The sequence below is a fragment of the Ruegeria sp. N8 genome (assembly GCF_056531325.1).
The window spans coordinates 503,551-525,001 of sequence record NZ_JBQFLQ010000002.1; the positions used below are offsets into that span (position 1 = coordinate 503,551).

General features: G+C 59.0%; 18 protein-coding genes. 7 read left to right on the forward strand and 11 right to left on the reverse strand.

Annotation, left to right across the window (positions count from 1 at the left end):
- Positions 1–166: 166 nt before the first annotated feature.
- Positions 167–1,699, reverse strand: a complete 1,533-nt coding sequence (locus ACR0C5_RS06575) for an acyl-CoA carboxylase subunit beta (protein WP_170784020.1) — start codon at positions 1,697–1,699, stop codon at positions 167–169.
- A gap of 183 nt (positions 1,700–1,882) precedes the next feature.
- Here ACR0C5_RS06575 and ACR0C5_RS06580 point away from each other — a divergent pair, with 183 nt between their 5' ends.
- Both ACR0C5_RS06580 and ACR0C5_RS06585 read left to right on the forward strand, forming a co-directional pair.
- Positions 1,883–3,088 (forward strand): multidrug effflux MFS transporter, encoded by a 1,206-nt coding sequence (locus tag ACR0C5_RS06580; protein ID WP_480875415.1) that lies wholly within the window; start codon positions 1,883–1,885, stop codon positions 3,086–3,088.
- A 65-nt stretch (positions 3,089–3,153) separates the two neighbouring features.
- Positions 3,154–4,554 (forward strand): helix-turn-helix domain-containing protein, encoded by a 1,401-nt coding sequence (locus ACR0C5_RS06585; protein ID WP_170769147.1) that lies wholly within the window; start codon positions 3,154–3,156, stop codon positions 4,552–4,554.
- 70 nt (positions 4,555–4,624) lie between these two features.
- Here ACR0C5_RS06585 and ACR0C5_RS06590 read toward each other — a convergent pair whose 3' ends face one another.
- The 6 genes from ACR0C5_RS06590 to ACR0C5_RS06615 form a co-directional block, all read right to left on the reverse strand.
- Complete coding sequence (locus tag ACR0C5_RS06590; RefSeq protein ID WP_170769146.1) at positions 4,625–4,864, reverse strand: HP1242/YdcH family protein; 240 nt, start codon at positions 4,862–4,864, stop codon at positions 4,625–4,627.
- Positions 4,865–4,942: 78 nt separating this feature from the next.
- A complete protein-coding gene (betA, locus tag ACR0C5_RS06595) occupies positions 4,943–6,601 on the reverse strand; it encodes a choline dehydrogenase (RefSeq protein WP_480875420.1) in 1,659 nt (552 codons plus the stop codon).
- Positions 6,602–6,689: 88 nt separating this feature from the next.
- Positions 6,690–8,198, reverse strand: coding sequence for a choline-sulfatase (gene betC, locus ACR0C5_RS06600; RefSeq protein WP_480875423.1), 1,509 nt, complete (start codon positions 8,196–8,198; stop codon positions 6,690–6,692).
- On the reverse strand, positions 8,195–8,767 hold the full coding sequence (gene betI, locus ACR0C5_RS06605; RefSeq protein WP_170769143.1) for a choline-binding transcriptional repressor BetI: 573 nt from the start codon (positions 8,765–8,767) through the stop codon (positions 8,195–8,197). Before betI ends, betC begins: the two co-directional genes overlap by 4 nt.
- A 90-nt stretch (positions 8,768–8,857) precedes the next feature.
- Positions 8,858–9,766, reverse strand: a complete 909-nt coding sequence (locus tag ACR0C5_RS06610; RefSeq protein WP_480875426.1) for a DMT family transporter — start codon at positions 9,764–9,766, stop codon at positions 8,858–8,860.
- A gap of 41 nt (positions 9,767–9,807) precedes the next feature.
- On the reverse strand, positions 9,808–10,407 hold the full coding sequence (locus tag ACR0C5_RS06615) for a LysE/ArgO family amino acid transporter (RefSeq protein WP_170784007.1): 600 nt from the start codon (positions 10,405–10,407) through the stop codon (positions 9,808–9,810).
- An 87-nt stretch (positions 10,408–10,494) separates the two neighbouring features.
- Here ACR0C5_RS06615 and ACR0C5_RS06620 point away from each other — a divergent pair, with 87 nt between their 5' ends.
- Positions 10,495–11,379: a LysR family transcriptional regulator ArgP gene (locus ACR0C5_RS06620; RefSeq protein ID WP_170769140.1), complete on the forward strand. Its 885-nt coding sequence runs from the start codon at positions 10,495–10,497 to the stop codon at positions 11,377–11,379.
- A gap of 1 nt (position 11,380) precedes the next feature.
- Here the strand turns inward: ACR0C5_RS06620 and ACR0C5_RS06625 are convergent, their stop codons facing one another.
- Both ACR0C5_RS06625 and ACR0C5_RS06630 read right to left on the reverse strand, forming a co-directional pair.
- Positions 11,381–12,655 carry an MFS transporter gene (locus ACR0C5_RS06625; RefSeq protein ID WP_480875432.1) on the reverse strand — a complete coding sequence of 425 codons (1,275 nt, stop codon included), beginning with the start codon at positions 12,653–12,655 and terminating at the stop codon, positions 11,381–11,383.
- Between the two features lie 120 nt (positions 12,656–12,775).
- Positions 12,776–13,516, reverse strand: a complete 741-nt coding sequence (locus ACR0C5_RS06630; protein WP_170352472.1) for a YebC/PmpR family DNA-binding transcriptional regulator — start codon at positions 13,514–13,516, stop codon at positions 12,776–12,778.
- Between the two features lie 110 nt (positions 13,517–13,626).
- Here ACR0C5_RS06630 and ACR0C5_RS06635 point away from each other — a divergent pair, with 110 nt between their 5' ends.
- The 4 genes from ACR0C5_RS06635 (at position 13,627) to ACR0C5_RS06650 (ending at position 18,753) form a co-directional block, all read left to right on the forward strand.
- The gene (locus tag ACR0C5_RS06635) at positions 13,627–15,399 is read left to right on the forward strand and encodes an SLC13 family permease (protein WP_480875435.1); all 1,773 of its coding nucleotides are present in this window, start codon (positions 13,627–13,629) and stop codon (positions 15,397–15,399) included.
- A 16-nt stretch (positions 15,400–15,415) separates the two neighbouring features.
- The gene (locus tag ACR0C5_RS06640) at positions 15,416–16,150 is read left to right on the forward strand and encodes a glutamine amidotransferase (protein ID WP_170769136.1); all 735 of its coding nucleotides are present in this window, start codon (positions 15,416–15,418) and stop codon (positions 16,148–16,150) included.
- A gap of 72 nt (positions 16,151–16,222) precedes the next feature.
- Positions 16,223–17,080 (forward strand): bile acid:sodium symporter family protein, encoded by an 858-nt coding sequence (locus ACR0C5_RS06645; RefSeq protein WP_170769135.1) that lies wholly within the window; start codon positions 16,223–16,225, stop codon positions 17,078–17,080.
- An 11-nt stretch (positions 17,081–17,091) separates the two neighbouring features.
- Positions 17,092–18,753: an FAD-binding dehydrogenase gene (locus tag ACR0C5_RS06650; protein WP_480875443.1), complete on the forward strand. Its 1,662-nt coding sequence runs from the start codon at positions 17,092–17,094 to the stop codon at positions 18,751–18,753.
- Here ACR0C5_RS06650 and ACR0C5_RS06655 read toward each other — a convergent pair whose 3' ends face one another.
- Together ACR0C5_RS06655 and ACR0C5_RS06660 are read right to left on the reverse strand one after the other, a co-directional pair.
- The gene (locus tag ACR0C5_RS06655) at positions 18,754–19,500 is read right to left on the reverse strand and encodes a YbaY family lipoprotein (RefSeq protein WP_480875446.1); all 747 of its coding nucleotides are present in this window, start codon (positions 19,498–19,500) and stop codon (positions 18,754–18,756) included.
- A 96-nt stretch (positions 19,501–19,596) separates the two neighbouring features.
- Entirely contained in the window at positions 19,597–21,375 is a 1,779-nt protein-coding gene (locus ACR0C5_RS06660) for an SLC13 family permease (protein WP_480875450.1), read from the reverse strand.
- Between the last annotated feature and the right edge of the window lie 76 nt (positions 21,376–21,451).

The following is a 21,451-nucleotide window of genomic DNA, read 5'->3' on the forward strand; positions in this document are numbered from 1 at the left end:
TGCGCGCGCATGGCTTTTGGCCCGCGCTTTTCTATTTCTGATAAGGGTATCCATGTATCAGCTTTGCACTCAGAGTCAAACTTGGCCCATTGTAAAAGTTATGTGACATTGGCCGGCAGCGCGTGAATTTCGGCGATTCATCGCGCATACCGAAACCAGCCCTCTGTTACAGAGGGATATTGTCGTGCTTTTTCCACGGGTTCTTAAGCTTCTTGTTCCGCAGGCTTGCGAAGGCGCGCGAAACACGACGTCGCGTCGATTGCGGCATGATCACCTCGTCGATGAATCCCCGCTCGGCTGCGACAAAGGGATTGGCGAAACGATCTTCGTAATCCTGCGTGTGCTGCGCGATTTTCTCGGCATCACCCAAATCGGCGCGGTGAATGATCTCGGTCGCGCCCTTGGCACCCATCACCGCGATCTCGGCTGTGGGCCAAGCATAGTTGAAGTCGCCGCGCAGGTGTTTGGATGCCATAACGTCATAGGCCCCGCCATAGGCTTTGCGGGTAATCACCGTGACTTTTGGAACGGTGGCCTCGCCATAGGCAAACAACAGCTTTGCACCGTGCTTAATCACGCCACCATATTCCTGGCTGGTACCCGGCAAGAAGCCCGGAACATCGACCAGTGTCAGGATCGGAATTTCAAAGCAATCGCAGAACCGCACGAACCGCGCCGCCTTGCGCGAGCTGTCGATGTCCAGACACCCGGCCAGAACCATCGGCTGGTTGGCGACTACACCTACGGTCTGCCCTTCGAGGCGAATGAAACCGGTGATGATGTTTTTGGCGTAGTCTTCCTGAATTTCGTAGAAGTCGCCCTCATCCGCCACCTTGGTGATCAGTTCCTTCATGTCGTAAGGCGTGTTCGGATTGTCCGGGATCAAGGTATCCAGCGAGGTCTCGATCCGGTCGGGTTCATCAAAGAACGGGCGGACCGGAGGTTTCTCCTGGTTGTTGAGCGGCAGGAAATCGACCAGACGGCGCACTTCGGCCAGCGCCTCAACGTCGTTTTCAAATGCTCCATCAGCGACCGAGGACTTCTTGGTGTGGGTCGATGCGCCGCCCAGTTCTTCGGCGGTAACGACCTCATTGGTGACAGTCTTTACCACGTCAGGGCCAGTTACGAACATGTAGGACGTGTCCTTGACCATAAAGATGAAGTCGGTCATCGCCGGGCTGTACACTGCGCCACCCGCGCACGGACCCATGATGACACTGATCTGCGGCACCACACCCGAAGCCATAACATTGCGCTGGAACACCTCGGCATAACCCGCCAACGAGGCGACACCTTCCTGAATACGCGCCCCACCCGAGTCGTTGATCCCGATCACCGGCGCACCGTTTTGAATCGCCATATCCATGATCTTGCAGATCTTCTGCGCATGGGTTTCAGACAAAGACCCGCCAAACACGGTAAAATCCTGGCTGAACACATAGACCATACGACCATTGATCGTGCCCCAACCGGTGACCACCCCATCGCCCGCAGGCTTTTGGTTTTCCATCCCGAAATCGGTGCAGCGATGACTGACAAACATGTCGAACTCTTCAAAGCTGTCTTCGTCGAGCAGCAGCTCTATGCGCTCGCGCGCCGTCAGCTTGCCGCGCCCATGCTGCGCGTCGATCCGCTTTTGACCACCCCCCAAGCGGGCATTGTTGCGGCGGTCTTCAAGCTCGGTCAGGATGTCTTTCATGACGATAATCCCCTATGTAATTTGGCGGGACACTATACGGACAAAGCGCCATTCCAAAGCAACTTTCGGCAAATTTGCAAAGTTTTGACTACACAGCTAAAGAATAATGCAAAATTGAAAAGTTACATACTCATGTCAAATGGTAGGTGGCATTCCCGAAATCCCAGATTATACCATTGAACCATGCAGTTCGGACCACCTCCCGCACGGCGTTCGCCTCCGTCTATCGCCACGCTGGTACTTTTATCGGGCCTGTCGGCGCTCAGCCTGAATCTTTATTTGCCCAGCCTGCCCAACATGGCCGTGCATTTCCAAACCGACTACAGGGTTATGCAGTTGTCCATCGCGCTGTACCTGATGGTCAGTGCGATCTTGCAGATTCTCATCGGCCCGATTGCGGACAAGGCCGGTCGCAGACCCGTTTTGCTGTGGGGCATGGCCCTGTTCCTGATCGTAACACTTGGCTGCATCTACGCGCCTAATGCCGAGGTCTTTCTGGCTTTTCGCATGTCGCAGGCGATTATTGTCGTAGGTATGGTCCTCAGCCGGGCAGCTGTGAGAGACCTGTATGATCAGGATCAGGCGGCGTCGATGATCGGCTATGTGACCATGGGCATGGCCGTCGTTCCGATGATCGCCCCGGCAATCGGAGGGCTGTTGGAGGAATCCTTCGGCTGGAAGGCAAATTTCTGGCTGCCTTTCGTGTTGGGTACTCTGACACTGATCCTGTGTTTCAAGGATTTCGGTGAAACCTCGGCCAAAAGCGGCAAGACGCTGCTGCAACAGTTCCGCGAATACCCCGAACTCCTCACCTCGCCCCGCTTCTGGGGTTATTCGATGTCGTCCGCCCTGTCATCCGGCGCGTTTTTTGCCTATCTCGGCGGCGCACCTTTCATCGGAACCGAGATCTTCGGCATGTCCGCAGCCGAGGTCGGCGTTTATTTCGGTGCACCCGCTCTGGGCTATTTTGCCGGGAACTTCATCAGCGGGCGGTTTTCCGTCAAATTCGGTGTGAACCGGATGGTCCTGCGCGGCTGCATTCTGAACGCGTGCGGCGTGCTGATTTCCGCACTGTTGTTCCTGATTGGACTTGGGACACCGCTCAGCTTTTTCGGCTTGATGACGATTGTGGGTATCGGAAATGGCATGACAATTCCCAATGCCACATCCGGTGCCCTGTCGGTGCGCCCGCATCTGGCGGCAACGGCGGCGGGTCTAAGTGGTGCCATCATGCTGGCAGGCGGAGCTGGTCTGAGTGCACTGGCCGGGTTTCTGCTAACCCATGAAACAGGAGCGATGCCGTTGCTTTGGCTGATGCTGATAACCGCTCTGCTTGCCGTAGGCGCGATAGTCTCTGTTATTCGGCGGGAAAGGCAGCTTGGTCTATAGCGGTACTTGCACAGTCATTTTTGCAAAGTTAGCTTGCCGCAACAGAAAAGTTGCAAAGGCCCGCTATGGCGACCCAGAAACTCTATGCCGGTGCGAAACTGCGCGAAATGCGCACGCGCCTGACCCTGACGCAAAAAGAATTCGCTGCCAAACTTGGGGTTTCCCTGCCCTATTTGAACCAGATGGAGAACAACAACCGTCCGATTTCCACCACCGTGGTTCTGGCCTTGGCGCAGGAATTCGGCATGGACGTGACCGAGCTTAGCACTGGTGACAGCGAACGGTTGGTGTCGGATATGCGCGAGGCCCTGGCCGACCCCGTCTTTGATGATGCCACGCCACCTCTTGCCGATCTGCGGCTGGCGGCCTCAAACGCACCGGCATTGGCCCGCGCCTTCATCGCACTGCATCAAACCTACCGCCAAACGCATGAACGGCTGGCCTCACTGGACGAAGCGCTGGGGCGCGAAGACGCGCAGATTCAAGCCAGCCCCTGGGAGGAGGTTCGGGATTTCTTCCATTATTGCGACAACTATATCGACGCTGTCGACCGCGCGGCCGAACGATTCGCAACCCGCGCACAAGACACTGGCGGCGTGCGTGCCGCCGCGATCAACAGCTTGGCCGAGCGTGACATACGCGTTCAGTTTTCCGATATCGAAGAAACGCGCAAATATGACGCTGACAGCAAAACGCTTCTGCTGTCCTCCCGCATTGCGCCGCAAACGCAGGTTTTCCAACTCTTGCTGCAAGTAGCGCTGATTCAGCAAAACAAGCTGCTCGAGGCCACATTGGACTTTGCCAAGTTCCAGACGGAAGAGGCCCGCGCGATCGCGAAAATCGGTCTGGCGAACTATTTCGCGGGTGCGTCGCTAATGCCCTATGGCACATTTTTGGAGGCGGCGCAGGACTGTCGTCACGATCTCGAACTGCTCAGCAACCGGTTTGGGGCGTCGATTGAACAGGTAGCGCACCGATTGTCTACCATGCAGCGGCCCGGCGCCAAAGGTATCCCTTTCTTCTTTGTCCGCGTCGATCAAGCGGGCACCATCACCAAGCGCCATTCTGCAACGCGGCTGCAATTTGCCCGGTTCGGAGGCGCCTGCCCCCTGTGGAACGTCCACCGCGCGTTCGAAACACCGGGCCATTTCCTGCGCCAACTGGCGGAGACACCAGACGGGGTTCAATATATCTCGCTGGCGCGGGATGTCTCGAAGTCCGGCGGCTCATTCGGGGCCCCCGTACGTCGTTATGCCATCGCTCTGGGTTGCGAAATCCGTCACGCTGAAGCGTTGGTCTACGCCGACAATCTCGATATCAACAATGCCAGCGCTTACGAGCCTATCGGCATCTCGTGCCGAATCTGCGAGCGGCAAAACTGCCACCAACGCTCAGTCCCGCCTCTGGAAAGACGCCTCACGATTGACGCGCACACACGCGGCACCCTCCCCTACGAAGTGACCTGACCTTCTTCTGTTCAGAATACCTCGGGGGAGTCGCCGAAGGCGACGGGGGCAGAGCCCCCGCCCCTGATGTTCAACCCTTGGATAAGATCGACCAGATCTCGTCCTTCAGCGCCGCACGCTTCTTGCGCAGCTCGCCCTCAGCCAGATCTTCCATCGGCTCGACATTGGTTTCAGCGCGATGAACGACACGGTTGATTTCATGATACTCATCCGCCAACCGCGCAAAATGCGCGTCTGATTGCTTGAGCTGGCTCATCAATTCAACTTTGTCCGGAAATTCTTCGGCCAGCTCATGCGGGGTGTGGGACATTCCTGTTCGCTCCTAAAATATATCGTTGCGAGTCAAGTCTATAGATGTCTTCCAAAACCCGCTTTGACGCGGATCAAATCACCGTTGCGCGGTAGCCCATTGCGGATGTATCCACGGGCGATCATTGGCCTTGGGCAAGGCGTCTTTCCCCAGCAGATGGTCCGACATCTTCTCGCCCACCATGATCGAAGGTGCATTGAGGTTGCCATTGGTAATCTGCGGAAAGATCGAGCTGTCGGCGACGCGCAACCCGCCCACACCAATCACGCGCCCTTCAGGGTCCACGACAGCATGTTTGTCTTCCGCCCGCCCCATCCGGCAGGTACCACACGGGTGATAGGCGCTTTCGGCATGTTCGGCGATGAAAGCGTTCAATTCATCATCTGTTTGAACGTCAGCACCGGGCTGAATTTCCTTGCCGGCATAAGGTTTGAACGCCTGCTGCCCGAAAATCTCGCGGGTCAGGCGGATACAGGTGCGGAAGTCTTCCCAATCCGTCTCATGACTCATGTAGTTGAACTGGATCACAGGGGCATCCTCGGCCCTTTTGGATCGCAATGTCACAGCACCCCGCGACGGCGACCGCATCGGCCCAACATGCGCCTGGAACCCATGCCCCTCGGCCGCCGCCTGCCCGTCATAGCGTACGGCAATCGGCAGGAAGTGGTACTGAATGTCAGGATATTCGACACCCGGCTGCGAGCGAATGAACGCCGCGCTTTCAAACTGGTTCGATGCGCCAAGCCCGGTTTTCGTGAACAGCCACTGCGCGCCGATCAAGCCCTTGCTGATCAGGTTCCAGTGTTTATACAGCGTGATCGGCTGAAGCGACGCCTGCTGGATATAAAGCTCCAGATGATCCTGCAGGTTTGCGCCCACACCGGGGCGATCCGCAACAACCTCAATCCCATGCTCGGCCAGATGCGCCGACGGGCCAATCCCTGACAACATCAACAGTTTGGGCGAGTTGATGGACGACGCCGCCAGCACCACCTCGCGCCGGGCGCGAATGACCTCAGTCGTGCCACCGCGCACAAGTTCAACTCCGGTCGCACGGCCATTCTCGATTAGGACCTTCGACGCCAGACCCCGCACAATATCGCAATTGTCACGCTTGAGCGCAGGCTTCAGATACGCATTCGCCGCAGACCAGCGCCGCCCCTTCCAGACGGTTTGCTCCATTGGGCCAAAGCCTTCCTGCTTTTCGCCGTTATAGTCGCCCGTGACCTCGTACCCTGCCTGTTGGCCCGCATCGACGAACGCTTTGAACAGCGGATTCTCGCGCGGCCCACGCGACACATGCAGCGGACCATCGGTGCCGCGCCACGCCGTGTCGCCCCCGTGCCCACCGTCGTGCCAGGTCTCCATGCGTTTGTAATAAGGCAGCACATCAGAATAGGACCACCCATCCGCCCCCATCTCGGCCCAGGTATCAAAGTCCCGCGCATGGCCGCGCACATAGACCATGCCGTTGATCGAGGAAGACCCTCCGATCACCTTGCCGCGTGGACAGGCCAAACGACGGTTGTTCAGATGCGGCTCGGGCTCGGACTGATAGCCCCAGTCGTAGCGCGACATATTCATCGGATAGCTCAGTGCAGCCGGCATCTGGATGAACGGTCCAGCATCCGTTCCGCCATGCTCGATCACCAGAACCGAGGCCCCCGCCTCGCTTAGCCGGTATGCCATCGCGCAGCCTGCGGAACCTGCGCCGACGATGACGAAATCTGCTTCCATTTTCGGGTCTCCGTTTCCCACCGGTGCACCAAGATTTTCCATCGAAAAACCTTGGCGGAACCGAAGGGGGTATTACTAAATCAGTCTGTTATTCTCCGCGGGGAAAGCGTTGGCTTTCCTCGACGACATTCAGGTCCATGTGGTTGCGCATGTAACGCTCGGATGCCTTTTGCAGGGGCTGATAATCCCAAGGGTAGTACCCCCCCTGCCGCAGCGCCTCATACACCACCCATCTGCGGGCTTGACTGGCACGTACATCTTCGTCGAACCGGTTTAGATCCCAACGCGCCTCGGACTTGGCACGCAGGGTTTGCAAGGTGCCTGCATGTTCAGGTTTTTCGGCGAGATTTTCCAACTCATGCGGATCGGCCTCAAGGTCGAACAACTGGTCGGGGTCCAACGCGCAGCGGTTGTATTTCCACTTGCCATACCGCAGCGAAACCAGCGGCGCGTATGACGCCTCGGCCGCATATTCCATCGCCACGGGCGCAGTCCGCTCGGCGCCTTTAGCCAGCGGCACGAGGTCTTCGCCATCGGTCCATGGTGCGATTTCGGCCATGTCGACACCTGCAAGCGCGCCAAGCGTCGGCGTGACGTCGATGGTCGAGACCGGTGCCTCAATCCGACCTGCTGGTAAATCGGGCGAAGAGATCATCAGCGGCACCCGCGACGAGCCCTCGAAGAAGGTCATCTTGAACCACAGGCCCCGCTCACCCAGCATGTCGCCGTGGTCCGAGACAAACAGGATCGTTGCCTCTTGCCGCGTGGTTTCCAACACTTCGAGGATTTCGCCGATCTTATCGTCCAGATACGAGATATTGGCGAAATAGGCCCGGCGGGACTTGCGGATATCGTCCTCAGAGATGTCAAAGCTACGCCAGTCATTCGCGTCGAAAATCCGTTTGGAATGCGCGTCCTGATTGTCATAGCCAAGGTCCGAAACTTCGGGCAGCAGATGCTCGCAATCCTCGTACAGATCCCAATATTTCCGACGCGCCACGTAGGGATCATGCGGGTGGGTAAAGCTGACGGTCACGCACCATGGGCGATCGTCCTTGCCGCGCGCCAGATCATAGAGCTTGGCCTTGGCGTTATATGCGACCTCGTCGTCATATTCCATCTGGTTGGAAATCTCGGCCACGCCAGCACCCGTCACCGAACCCATGTTGTGATACCACCAGTCGATCCGCTCGCCCGGTTTGCGATAATCGGGCGTCCAGCCGAAATCTGCGGGGTAGATGTCAGTGGTCAAGCGGTCCTCGAACCCGTGCAATTGATCGGGGCCGACGAAATGCATCTTGCCTGACAAGCAGGTATAGTACCCAGCCCCGCGCAAGTGGTGCGCATAGGTAGGGATGTCGCTGCGGAACTCGGCCGCGTTGTCATAGACGCCGGTGCGCGAAGGCAACTGCCCGGACATGAAACTGGCCCGGCCAGGCGCACACAAAGGTGAGGCTGTGTAGGCATTGGCAAACCGCGTGGACCGGGCGGCCAGTTTTTTCAGGTTCGGTGCATGCAGCCAATCTGCGGGACCATCCGGAAAAAGGGTCCCGTTCAACTGATCCACCATCAGGATCAGAATGTTGGGTTGTATCATTTTTCAGCCTCAAGAAACGTGTCGAGCACGCGCATTGCGTGGTTAACTGCCAGTTCCGGTTCCTCCGGGGCGTTCAGGGCGGCGTGGATATAAAGGCCGTCAATCAGCGCCACCATGTCATCCGCGACCTCGACAGGGTCCGACAGTAATGGGCGCAGCGCGTGGATCAGATTAGAACGGATGCGCGCCTGGTATATTTTCCAAAGGCGCAGGGCCTCCTCGTTGGTTTGTGCCAGCACATAAAAGGTCATCCATGCAGCGATCACATCGGGCGTAAAGCACGAGGGCGCAAAGCAGGACCGGATAATCGCCTGCGGGCGTTCATCAGGTGCGGCGGAGCTCAGCTCTTGTCGGGCCTCAGCCCCGAAGTCGGACAGGATACGGCGCATGGCCGCCAGGAAAATCTGATCCTTGCCCCCGAAATAATGATGCGCCAGTGCGCTGGACATACCGGCTCGCTTGGCAATCTGACTCACAGTGACGTCGAGGGATTTCTTTGCACCAAGCTCGGCAATCGTCGCCTTGACGATCGCATCCCGACGGATCGGCTCCATTCCGAGTTTTGGCATCTCTCCCCCTTTCACTGCGCAGGATGGAAAAACGCTAGGGTGTTTTTATTGACTCGTCAATCAATAACACCTCTGCCACCTGGAAATCGACTAGAGCTTGGGGGCAATGCTGGGCGTGGTCAGGCTGCTGCGGTTCAAAACCGCCTCGCGCCAGGCGATGAAACTGACGGCGGCCAGAATCAGTGTGCCACCGGCGACAACCCAAAAGTCGACGCTTTCATGAAAGACCAACGCCCCCATAAGCGTCGCCCAGATCAGCTGCAGGAAGGTCACCGGTTGTGTGACGGCCACAGGGGCTGCCTGCAAGGCCAGCGTCATCAAATAGTGCCCCAGCGTGGCGAAGCTGGCGATCAGGAACAGGATGCCCAGATCGTACCAACTGGGCGGCGTCCAGACCGCAATCACAAACGGGATCAGCGCGATGGTTACCCAGATCGACATATGCGCCACCACGACCGAGGGCGGCAAGTCCTGCACCAGCCGCTTGGCCAGTAGATAAGACGCCCCTAATGTCAGCGAGGTCATCAGCATGGCGATATGACCGGGCGAAACCTCTCGAAACCCCGGTCTGAGGATAATGGCAACCCCGATCAGGGCCACGCCAATGGCCGCGATACGCCGAAACGCCAGCGGCTCGCCCAGAAACAGCGCCGCACCAAGCGTGACATAGACCGGGGTCATGTAGTTCATCGCCGTAACCTCGGCCAAGGGGATCTGGGTCATTGCATAGAACCAGAACATCACCGACACCGCATGCACTATCCCGCGTATCCCGAACAGGGTCAGATGCTTGCGCGTCAGCGGCGTGGACACGATTAGTCGCAAAGCAGGCAGCAGAAAGACCAACCCGAACACAAACCGGAAAAACGCGGCCTGTATCGGGTCCATACTGGATCCCAGCGACTTTACCAGCGCCGTCATGGCCACGAACGATATCCCGGCCGAGAACATCCAGAACATGCCGGCGACAGGCCGGGAGGGCGCGGTGAGGGTTGTCATGTTAACGGTTCAACACCGAATACCGCCCAAGAGCAAGACCCTCAGAGTGAGACAAGCTTGACCGCAATCGACAGCATCACCACACCGATAATCGCGTCCAGCACCTGCCATGCCCTGGGGCGCGCGAAGATCGGGGACAAGACCCCTGCCCCGTAGCCCAGCGAAAAAAAGAAGACAAAGCTGGAAATCATTGCGCCGGCGGCAAATGCCAGCCGATCCTCATATTGCGCCGAGATTGATCCGATCAGAACCACGGTATCCAGATAGACATGCGGATTCAGCCAGGTGAAAGCCAGCACCGTCAGCAGGACCGAGCGCAGGCTGGCACGCTGGCCGCCCGTGACATGCATCACCGCGCCGCCGCGCCACGCGGATCGCAGGCTGCGTAACCCGTACCATGTCAGGAAAATCGCACCACCATAGCGCATCGCGGTCTCAAACCACGGGACCGCCTGCGCCAGCGTTCCGAACCCGGCCACGCCCGCCGCAATCAGAATCGCGTCCGAGACGGCGCAGGTCAGACACAGGGGAAACACATGCTCGCGCCGCAGCCCCTGTCGCAGGACAAAGGCATTCTGGGCCCCGATGGCAAGGATCAGGCTGAAGCCAAGCGCAAAACCGGCGATCAGGGATGTGGACATGGGACCTCCTTACGCGATGCCCCGTTGACTACGACGATCCTGCCGCCCTATCAAATTAAAGATGTTGATCTTGATTAAGCTAAGCTAATGCTGCTCGATCCCAACCACCTGTCGGCTTTGTCAGCCATTCTGCGCCACGGCAGTTTCGAGGCCGCCGCGTCCGAGTTGTCCGTCACGCCTTCGGCCATTTCCCAGCGGATCAAAGCGCTGGAGGATCGGGTCGGCGCAGCCTTGATCCTGCGCGGCACCCCGTGCACGGCCACCCCCGCCGGGCTGCGCATTGCGCAACATGCCGAGGATATTGGACTGCTTGAAGCCCAACTGGCGCGTGAACTGACGCTGGACCGAGAGGCCCCCTTGACCCGCGTGCGCATCGCTGTACCCGCCGATGTTCTGGCGACATGGTTCATTCAAGCCATGGCGCAGGTGGATGGGTTGTTGTTCGACCTTGTACTGGACGATCAAGACCATTCCGCCGACTGGTTGCGCCGGGGCGAGGTCAGCGCCGCTGTCACCATTGGCGGGCAACCTGTAGCGGGATGCGATGCCTTTGCTTTGGGGTCGTTTCGCTATCTCGCGACGGCCAGCCCTGCCTTTATGCAAAAGTGGTTCTCAAACAGCGTCGATACCGTCAGTCTTGGCCGTGCGCCTTGCCTGACCTTTAACCGCAAGGACGGCTTGCAAAAGGCTTGGATCGCTCAGGAATTCGGGCGACGCATCTCACCGCCGTCGCATTTTCTCGCGTCGTCGCATGGCTTTGTCGATGCGGCCATTGCCGGATTGGGATGGGGTATGAACCCGGAAAATCTGGCGAAATCAGCGCTGGAGGATGGCCGACTGACTGTACTAAAACCCGATGCCCCGTTTGACGTGCCACTGACATGGCAGGTCGGGCGCATTCTGGCCCCGGCCCTGCAACCGTTGACCCAAGCCGTGAAACGCAGTGCAAGCCGCACGTTGCGGCCGCTATAGGTCAGGCTGAAGCCGAGCTTTCCGGCATCGGCAAAACAAGACGATAGCAGGCAAAGGCCGCAAAAACGGCCACCACAACGATAAAGGCAATGGCCCAGGCGACCTCGTGCATATGCGCCACCGCGGCCAGCGCGGCGGAAAGGATGACTGCGACTAGGCGGCTGACGCTTTTGATCGCTGCCGCGCCCTTGACGCGCTGATCCTTGGGGGCCACGTCCAGATAATACAGTTTTCGTGCGCTGCTGATGCCTGTCACGGCCACCGTCACGATGAACAGCGCGATGGCGTGTAGATGAACATCATGATCCAAGTCGAAGAAATGAAAGACCAAAAGCACCGACCCGGTGATGGCGACCATCAGGTTCCCCGTCACCATGACTGCCCGGTGGGATTTCATGTTCACCACCTGCCACAACGGCGCGGAAACCAGATAGCCAGACGCCGAGGAAACGATCATGGCCGTCAGACCCTTGGCCGAGGCATGGTGCGCCTCAGCCGCGATCAGGGCGAAAAAGGGCACTGAAAGCGTGGCCGCGACCAGAGGCAAGCGCATGATCATGTAACGCCGGAACCACGCCTCGTTGAACATCGCGATGATGTCGGTGAAATAGGTGATGAACTTGCGTTTCGCCTCAGGCGCGGTATCGCGGGTGCTTTCACCACTGCGCGCGCCTTCGAACATCGCCAGAATGGCCAGGCCCGACAGAATAAAAAAGCCCACGGACACGAAGATGATTGCTGAATGGCGCGAGAAAGGCGGGTTTTCTTTGACGATCTCATGCACCAAAAGCGCCAGACCGATGGCGCCAAGCCCTCCGACCCCTAGTTGCAGATAACGCATGATCATGCGGGATTTGGATTGAACGTGATCGCCCAATAAATCCGTATACATCAGCATCTGCATCTCATCGACCAACCCGATGATGAAGAAAACAAGGACAAACGCAGCCGCGATCAGTGGCACATAACCCGTCGTCGCAACCCCCAATGCGATCAGAAGGCAGAGGCCAACCGCGACCTCGGTCAGCGCAATGCCACGTTTCTTGCGGTCGTGGGCCGAAATCGAACGCGCCAGGAACACATCCGCAATCACGCTGCCCACCATGCGAACCGAGACCAGCGCGCCTGCTATGAACATCGGCAATTCCAGCGAAACAGCAAGAAACGGCAGCACGATGGAGGGGCTGCCTAGCGTCCAGGCGATTTGCGACAGGATGCTTTGCCCGGTCAACACAGGCAGGTTTCGTTTTGCAGGGATCGGGGGACTGTCCGTCATGCTCTCATTGCTGTTTTACGAACAGCTTACCGAGTTTAACGCAATCCGCCAAGCACACTGAAAAGGCGCATAAAAAAACCCGACCAGAGGTCGGGTTTTCCTGATCGATTAACGACAGGATCACAGCTGAGCCATGACCTCATCCGTCGCTTCGAAATTGGTCGTTACGCGCTGCACATCGTCATCATCTTCCAGCGCATCGACCAGCTTCATCAACTTTTGCATATCTTCCAGACCCAGCTCGGTCGTGGTCGTGGGTTTCCACACCAGCTTAGTGGATTCGGACTCGCCCAAGGCCTCTTCCAGCGCGTTGGATACGTCGTTCAGATCGGTATCGGCGCACCAGATGATGTGACCGTCTTCCGAGCTTTCGACATCTTCGGCACCCGCCTCGATTGCGGCTTCAAAGATCGTGTCCGCGTCGCCCGCGTCCGCCTGATAGACAACCTCTCCCTTTCGGTCGAACATGAACCCGACCGAGCCGGTCTCGCCAAGATTGCCGCCATTCTTCGAGAAGGTGGACCGCACGGTCGAGGCAGTCCGGTTGCGGTTGTCGGTCATCGTCTCGACGATCACCGCCACGCCGTTGGGGCCATAGCCCTCGTACCGGATTTCTTCGTATTCGTCGCCTTCACCAGCCACCGATTTCTTGATCGCGCGGTCGATCACGTCCTTGGGAACCGAGTTCGACTTGGCCTCTTTCACGGCCAGACGCAGGCGCGGGTTCTTGTCGGGATCGGGGTCGCCCATTTTGGCGGCAACGGTGATCTCTTTCGACAGTTTGGAAAACAGTTTGGACCGCGCGGCGTCCTGACGTCCCTTGCGGTGCTGGATGTTGGCCCATTTGGAGTGGCCTGCCATAGTGCGTCCTCGTCATCATGTTTGCGTGTTCGGCGCTCATATAGACGTTTGCGGGGGGCAGGATCAAGAGAGCGGCTTGCCCCATATCCCGTCGCAGGTATGGTGGCGACATGACAAGTGATCAAATTATTCTTTTTGCACTTTTCGCCACGGTTTTCGGAATGCTTCTATGGGGGCGGTTCCGATATGATCTGGTTGCCTTTTCGGCGCTGATGATTAGTGTTGTGCTGGGCGTCGTGCCCGTGGACAACGCATTCGCCGGGTTCGGCCATCCCGCAACCATTATCGTTGCATTGGTTCTGGTCGTGTCTGCCGGGCTGGTGCGCTCGGGCGCGGTGTTTCTGATCACTCGCTCGCTCGTCGATGCCTCGCGCGGGCTTGGCGCCCACATCGCGCTGATGGGCGGGATCGGCGCGGTCCTGTCGGCCTTCATGAACAACGTGGCGGCACTTGCGCTTTTGATGCCGGTCGATATCCAGACGGCGCGCAAGGCCGGACGGTCTGTTGGCCTGTCACTGATGCCGCTGAGTTTCGCTACCATTCTGGGTGGCATGGTTACACTGATCGGCACACCGCCCAACATCATCATCGCCTCGATCCGAGCAGAGACGCTGGGTGAGCCGTTCCAAATGTTCGATTTCGCCCCCGTAGGCGGGATTGCGGCCATTGCCGGTCTGGCCTTTGTCGCTCTGATAGGTTGGCGGTTGATCCCAAATCGAGGCCCGCAGACCGAAAGTTCTGAGGAACTGGCCGAATATATCGCTGAACTGACCATCCCGCCCGCGTCGCCCCAAATCGGCAAGCGCGTCAGCGAGTTGTACGAGGTGGCCGAGAAATCCGACGTCGCCATCATCGGCCTGATCCGCGACGGCAAGCGTCGCTATGGGCGTTCAGCCCATGCCACCCTGCACGCGGGCGATGCGCTGGTGCTGGAGGCCAGACCCGAGGCGCTGGACGAATTCCGCTCGGCGCTGAACCTTGATTTCTCGGACACGCGACGGCAGGAATTGCTGACTGCCGAGGGTGACGGGTTAGAGGTGATCGAGGTCGTCGCCACCGAAAACGCCCGTATCACCGGGCGCACCGCCCAAGGGTTGGGGCTGGCATGGCGACAAAGCACAGTGCTTATGGGCATCTCGCGCCAAGGCCGCCAGATCACACAGCAAGTCCGCAAGACCGAGGTTGAGGCGGGCGATATCCTGTTGCTGCTCTGTCCGCGTGACCGCAGCGTGGACGTGACCGAGTGGCTGGGCTGTCTGCCGCTGGCCGAGCGCGGCCTGAACGTGACCGCCAATGACAAGTCTTGGCTGGCGATTGGTCTGTTCGGGGCGGCCGTGCTGGCGGCCAGTATCGGGCTGATCTACCTGCCGATTGCGCTGGGTCTGGTCGTGGTGGCCTATGTGCTGACCAAGATCATGCCTATTAGCGAGATCTACAACCATATCGAATGGCCCGTCGTGGTACTGCTGGGGTCGATGATCCCGCTCGGCAGTGCATTGGAGACTTCTGGCGGGACTGAATTGATCGCAAATGCGCTGATCCAACTGACCGATGGCCTGCCCGCCTGGGCGATCCTGACTGTGTTGATGGTCGTCACCATGACCCTGTCGGATGTGCTGAACAACACCGCCACAGCCATTGTCGCCGCCCCAGTTGGCATCCAGATGGCCCGCACGCTGGAGGTCTCGCCCGATCCGTTTCTGATGACGGTCGCGGTTGCGGCCTCGGCTGCGTTTCTGACGCCGATTGGCCACAAGAACAACACGCTGGTTCTGGGCCCCGGCGGCTATCATTTCGGCGACTACTGGCGCATGGGGCTGCCGCTTGAGATTTTGATCATCGCGGTCTCGATCCCCTCGATCCTTGTGTTCTGGCCGTTGTGACGGGTAAAGGCTGCGTATGAAACGATTTCTGATCCTGCAACTGCGTCCCGAAACCGATGCCTCGGATGCCGAATATGCCTCGATCCTGGACAAAACCGGATTGACGCCCGAGCGAACGCACCGCATCCGGCTGGATTGCGAGAACCTGCCCGAGGGGCTGGACGTGACCGACTATGCCGGTGTGATCGTCGGCGGTGGTCCCGGATGTGTCAGCGATGATCCGGCAACAAAATCGGCGGTCGATGCGCGGGTCGAAGCAGCGATCATGGGACTGATGCCGCAGATTACCGCACAGGACCATCCGTTCATGGGCTGCTGTTATGGTCTGGGAATACTGGCCGCGCATCTGGGCGGTTCGGTCAGCAAGGCGCAATACGGCGAACCTGTTGGCCCCTCGACCTGTCACATGACTGAGGATGGCGCCCAGGACCCGCTCACCAACGGGTTGGCCGATACGTTCGACGCCTTTGTCGGCCATAAAGAGGCTGTGCAGGCCTTGCCCGATGGCTGCGTGCAACTGCTAGCCTCGGACCCCTGCCCGTTTCAGATGATCCGCTTTGGCCACAACGTCTATGCCACGCAGTTCCACCCCGAGGCCGAGGCAAAAGACTTCGAGGAACGTATCAACATCTACAAGCATCACGGCTATTTCCCGCCCGAAGACGCCCAGCGCCTGATCGACATCTGCCACGCGGCCGACGTCACCCAGCCGGCACTGATCCTGCGCCGTTTTGCGGAACGCTATGGCTGACCCAACGGCGCGGTTGCGCAATTGCGGACCGCTCGCATAGGCTGACCGGAACGGCTTTGGGAGGAGTTGTTCTTGGATCTACTCATATCTGTCGGCTTGCCCCTGTCGCTGGCCATCATCATGTTGTCTTTGGGCATCGGGCTTGAGATCGCAGATTTCCGCCGCGTCCTGACACGCGGCTACCCCTTTGCCATCGGCGCGCTGTGTCAGGTCGTGTTACTGCCGGTCGCGGCTTTTGCGACCGTTGCGCTGTTCGCGCTGCCGCCCGAGATTGCCGTGGGGTTCATGATCCTCAGCTTCTGCCCCGGCGGAGTGACCAGCAACATTCTCTCCAAACTGGCCAAGGGCGACGTGGCGCTGTCGGTCAGCCTGACGGCGGTGATCAGCCTATTGTCGATGCTGACCGTACCCTTTCTAGCGGCATGGTCGATCAACTACTTCATGGGCGACGACGCGCCCGAGGTCTCGATCACCGGGCTGGCCATCGCCATGTTCCTGATCACCACCCTTCCCGTCGCCATCGGCGTCAGCATCCGCCATTTTGCAATCGAATTTGCCAATCGGATCGAACCCGGATTGTCCAAGCTGGCGACCACGCTGTTTGTTCTGGTCGTGCTCGCGGCGCTGGCAGGGAATTGGCAACTCTTTGTCGATAACCTTGGGATCATGGGGGCTGGGCTGATCACTCTGAACCTTGGCCTGCTGCTCATCGGGCTGGGGCTGGCGCGGGTCGCGAACCTGTCTTGGAATGAGGCTAAGACTGTCTCAATCGAAACTGGCATTCAGAACTCGACTCTGGGCATCACGCTGGCTGCGCTGATCACCGGGACGGAAAGCGGGTTCAGCCCATTGGCCCTGCCTTCCGCCGTCTACGGGATCACCATGTATGCGGTGGCCCTGCCCTTCATCCTCTGGTTCCGCCGCCGCTGAAAGGACGCTACATGACCAAGAACACAGCAGATGCCATCGTCGTTGGGGCCGGTCTGGCGGGGCTGGCTGCCGCTGCAGAGTTGGGCGACCGGGGCAAAAAGGTAATTATCGTCGATCAGGAACCCGCGCATTTTTTGGGCGGGCAAGCATTTTGGAGCCTTGGTGGCTTGTTCATGATCGACACTCCAGAACAGCGCCGCATGGGCATTCGCGACAGTCATGATCTGGCCTTGCGGGACTGGATGGGCAGTGCGCAGTTCCACCGGGATGAGGACGCATGGCCGCGCAAATGGGCCGAGGCCTATGTGGAATTCGCCGCTGGCGAGATGCGTCCTTGGCTGCATGACATGGGCCTGCGCTGGTTTCCGGTGGTCGGCTGGGCTGAACGCGGCGGGTCCTATGCGGATGGTCACGGCAACTCGGTCCCTCGGTTCCACATCACATGGGGCACCGGGCCGGGCGTGCTGGAACATTTCATCCGCCGCGTACGCGAACATGTAGATAGTGGACTGGTCGAGCTAAAATTCCGCCATCAGGTCAGCCATATCATCATGCAGAACGGCTGCGCCAAGGGGGTCTCAGGCGAGGTTCTGGCCGACGACACCGCCCAGCACGGGGCCAAGACCAACCGCGACGAAGTGGGTGAGTTTGAGGTCTACGCGCCTTCGGTCATTGTCAGCTCTGGCGGCATTGGTGGCAATTTCGAGGTGGTGCGCAAGAACTGGCCACGTGATCGGCTGGGGGAGCCGCCCAAGGATATGGTCGCAGGTGTCCCCTTTCACGTCGATGGCCGTATGATTGCCATCAGCGAGAAGGCGGGCGGTCATGTGATCAATGGCGACCGGATGTGGCATTACACCGAAGGCGTGCGGAACTGGAATCCGATCTGGCCTTCGCACGGCATTCGCATCCTGCCCGGCCCTAGTTCGATGTGGTTTGACGCGACCGGCAACCGGATGAAGCCGCCCTGTTTACCGGGGTTTGACACGCTGGGTACGCTAAAGGAAATCCTGAAAACCGGCTATGAATACAGCTGGTTCGTGCTGACCCAGAAGGTGATTAAGAAGGAATTCGCACTATCTGGGTCCGAACAGAACCCCGACATGACCGAAGGCGGTTGGCGCGAAGTGCTGTTGCAGCGGATACTGACCGGATCAAAAGCCACCGCCCCGGTCGAGGCGTTCAAACAGCATGGTGAAGACTTCATCGTCGCCAACACCCTGACCGAACTGGTCAGCGGTATGAACCAGATGGGCGACGCCCCGATCGATGAGGCTCATCTGCGCGCCCAGATAGAGGCGCGGGATTCACAGGTTGATAACCCCTTCACCAAAGATGCCCAGATGGCCGCCATTCTGGCCGCGCGTAACTATCGTGGCGACCGGCTGATCCGCACAGCCAAGCCGCACAAGTTCCTTGACCCGAACAACGGTCCTTTAATCGCGGTCAAGCTCCACGTTCTGACGCGCAAGACGTTAGGTGGGTTGCAGACCAACCTCGACAGCCAGATGATCGGGGCAGATGGTCAGGTCGTTCCCGGCCTGTTCGCGGCCGGAGAAGTCGCAGGTTTTGGCGGTGGCGGCTATCACGGCTACAACGCGCTTGAAGGCACGTTTCTAGGCGGCTGCATCTTCTCGGGCCGCAATGCCGGACGGTCGCGCGCTGTGGCCTGATTACTCGGCCCGGACGAATTTCAAAACGGGCTCACCGCCTGCATCCAGCATCACCAGGCTGTCCCCTGCGACCGCATAGCGGGTTACGGTCTGAAGAGCGGCCAAGAATTGATCTTCGACTTCTTCAAGCTCGGGCGGGCATGCCATCAGGGTGGCGGCCATGTTGTCGGGAAAGCTCAGGCTGTCACCGCTGATTTCAGCCTGACCCGAAAATCTGTTGCACCCGCCTGTACCGCCGAATGCACCGTCTTGTTCGAAGGTGATTTGCGGCGGGCGTTGCGCTTCGACCACATCACCGTTGATGCCGATTGCCGTCCAGTTGGTGTTGTTCAAACTGACGGTTGCCTGCGGAGAAGCCTTCACCAGCACAAGATCAGCGGTATCTCCACCACCCCGTGTCAGCACGGGGTTCACCGTATCCGTCGTGAACAGCAATTTGTTGCCGTGATAGATAGAACCTCGGACCGCATAAGTCCTGCCGTTCTGGATCAGCGCATCATCATAGTTCAGCGCGTATTCAGCCGGTACACCTGTCAAGGCATAGCGCTGCGACGCCAGCGTGATAGCGGGGGCATCCGCGAGGGAAATATCTTGCAACTCAACATATAGCGTCGCATCCGGTGCCACCGCGATCCGCTCGCGGTAGGTTGCAGTTCCTGTGATGGTACCTGCATGGCTCTGACTACCTAAAATGGTTAGCGCCACTGCGCCTACGACGATGGCTTGGCCGAGTTTTGGAAAAGGCATGATCCAATCCTTTCACATTCGCATTTGATGAAAAGATTGTTACGGTAACTGTATTTACAAGTGGCGCAAACCCTTGTCGGCAAAATCGCGCCGTCTTTAAAGCGGCCAGATCAACGGAATCAGCAGCGATGCCAGCAAGCCCACTGTCAGGTTCAATGGCACCCCGACCTTAAGGAAATCGGTGAAACGGTACCCACCGGGGCCATAAACCATCATGTTGGTCTGGTATCCGATGGGCGTCGCAAATGAGGCCGAGGCCGCCACCATCACTGCCACCACCAACGGACGCGGGTCGATGCCCACCGCTTGCGCCAGCCCGATGGCAATCGGGGTCACCACCACGGCCACCGCGTTGTTCGAGACCAGCTCGGTCAGCACCGAGGTCAACAGATACACGGCCCAGATGATCAGGAAAGGCGGCAGGGCGCTGAGGCCCGGTGCGACCGCTTCGACAATCAGCGACACTGCGCCGGATTTGTCTAACGCTGCGCCAATCGCCAGCATCGAGAAGATCAGCGCCAGCAGGCGACCTTCGACAAAGGAAAACGCCTCATCCGCGTCGATACAGCGAGTCAGCAGCACCACCGCGACCGCCAGAATGGAAAGCAGAAGGATCGGTGCAACGCCCAGCGCGGCCAGAGCCACGATCCCGACCAGCGCACCGATGGCAATCGGCGCATGACTGCGTCGGAACGCGCGGGCCGAGGGCTGTGAGACGTCGACCATATCCATATCAGCGGCTAGCCTCTGGATGTCTTCGGGTGCGCCCTCCAGCAGCAGCGTATCGCCTACGCGCACCACCAGATCATCCAGTTGGCGCCCGATATTCTGGTTCCGGCGATGCACCGCCAGCACATAGACACCATAACGCCGCCGCAGACGCATTGCGCCCAGTGTCCGGCCAACCATGCGGCAGCCGGGGGTGATCAGAACCTCGACTGTCTTGGTCTCGACCGCCGAAACCTGGTCGACGCGCTTGAGTTCCTTGTTGCTTTGCAGACTCAGCAGTTCCGTCATTTCGGTGCGCAGAACCACGCGGTCGCCCAGTTTCAGCTCGACGCCTTTAAGGTTGCGGCGCAATGACTCGTCGCCTCGGATCACGTCGATCAGTCGGACGCCGGGGCGTTTGAAGAGCTGTACGCCCGTTACTTCGCGCCCGATCAGGTTGCTTTCGGGAGGGATGACGGCCTCGGTAAAGAATTTCATCTTTGAGCGGTCGGACAGAAGCGTCGCCATGCTGTCACGATCCGGCAGCAGACGTGGCGCGATGAACCGCAGGTAGACCATGCCATAGATCACCAGCGCAACACCCAGCGGAGTGACCTCGAAAATGGTGAAGGGAGCCATACCCTGCGACCGGGCTACACCGTCCACCAGCAGGTTGGTCGACGTACCGATCAGCGTCAGCGTGCCACCCAGAATCGCCGCATAGCTGAGCGGAATCAGCAATTTCGACGCAGGCACGTCCAGCGTGCGGGCGATCTGGACAAAGACCGGGATCATCACAACCACAACCGGCGTGTTCGACACCACGGCCGAGGCCAGCACCACAAACCCCATCAACAGACCAATGGCAATCCTTGGGTTGACCTGCGCCTGTTTCTGCGCGGTTGAGGTGAACGCATCCAGCGCACCCGTGCGCACCAAAGCCCCCATGATGATGAACATCGCGGCAATGGTCCAAGGTGCGGGGTTGGACAGCACGGCCAGCGCGCTTTGATAGGGCAGAATGCCCGTTACCAGCATCACGGCCACGCCGCCGATGGCGACTACCTCGGTCGGGTAAACCTCACGCAGGAACATGATGAACATGCCCGCGACAACCAAGAGCGCCAGTATCGCGCTGCCTGTTTCTGAAAGCTGGAGGAGTTGCATTCTTGGTTTATGTCCGAACCCTGACCCGAGCTGCGCGCTCGTCAGGCAGTTTCACGCATTGGAAGGGGCAGAGCAA

Coding starts and splice junctions, on each gene's coding strand:
- betA (WP_480875420.1), bottom strand. CDS start 6,601: ATGGAAGCAGATTTCGTCATCGTCGGCGCAGGTTCCGCAGGCTGCGCG.
- ACR0C5_RS06620 (WP_170769140.1), top strand. CDS start 10,495: ATGCTGCTCGATCCCAACCACCTGTCGGCTTTGTCAGCCATTCTGCGC.
- ACR0C5_RS06580 (WP_480875415.1), top strand. CDS start 1,883: ATGCAGTTCGGACCACCTCCCGCACGGCGTTCGCCTCCGTCTATCGCC.
- ACR0C5_RS06610 (WP_480875426.1), bottom strand. CDS start 9,766: ATGACAACCCTCACCGCGCCCTCCCGGCCTGTCGCCGGCATGTTCTGG.
- ACR0C5_RS06635 (WP_480875435.1), top strand. CDS start 13,627: ATGACAAGTGATCAAATTATTCTTTTTGCACTTTTCGCCACGGTTTTC.
- ACR0C5_RS06640 (WP_170769136.1), top strand. CDS start 15,416: ATGAAACGATTTCTGATCCTGCAACTGCGTCCCGAAACCGATGCCTCG.
- ACR0C5_RS06615 (WP_170784007.1), bottom strand. CDS start 10,407: ATGTCCACATCCCTGATCGCCGGTTTTGCGCTTGGCTTCAGCCTGATC.
- betC (WP_480875423.1), bottom strand. CDS start 8,198: ATGATACAACCCAACATTCTGATCCTGATGGTGGATCAGTTGAACGGG.
- ACR0C5_RS06630 (WP_170352472.1), bottom strand. CDS start 13,516: ATGGCAGGCCACTCCAAATGGGCCAACATCCAGCACCGCAAGGGACGT.
- ACR0C5_RS06585 (WP_170769147.1), top strand. CDS start 3,154: ATGGCGACCCAGAAACTCTATGCCGGTGCGAAACTGCGCGAAATGCGC.
- ACR0C5_RS06660 (WP_480875450.1), bottom strand. CDS start 21,375: ATGCAACTCCTCCAGCTTTCAGAAACAGGCAGCGCGATACTGGCGCTC.
- betI (WP_170769143.1), bottom strand. CDS start 8,767: ATGCCAAAACTCGGAATGGAGCCGATCCGTCGGGATGCGATCGTCAAG.
- ACR0C5_RS06590 (WP_170769146.1), bottom strand. CDS start 4,864: ATGTCCCACACCCCGCATGAGCTGGCCGAAGAATTTCCGGACAAAGTT.
- ACR0C5_RS06575 (WP_170784020.1), bottom strand. CDS start 1,699: ATGAAAGACATCCTGACCGAGCTTGAAGACCGCCGCAACAATGCCCGC.
- ACR0C5_RS06655 (WP_480875446.1), bottom strand. CDS start 19,500: ATGCCTTTTCCAAAACTCGGCCAAGCCATCGTCGTAGGCGCAGTGGCG.
- ACR0C5_RS06625 (WP_480875432.1), bottom strand. CDS start 12,655: ATGACGGACAGTCCCCCGATCCCTGCAAAACGAAACCTGCCTGTGTTG.
- ACR0C5_RS06650 (WP_480875443.1), top strand. CDS start 17,092: ATGACCAAGAACACAGCAGATGCCATCGTCGTTGGGGCCGGTCTGGCG.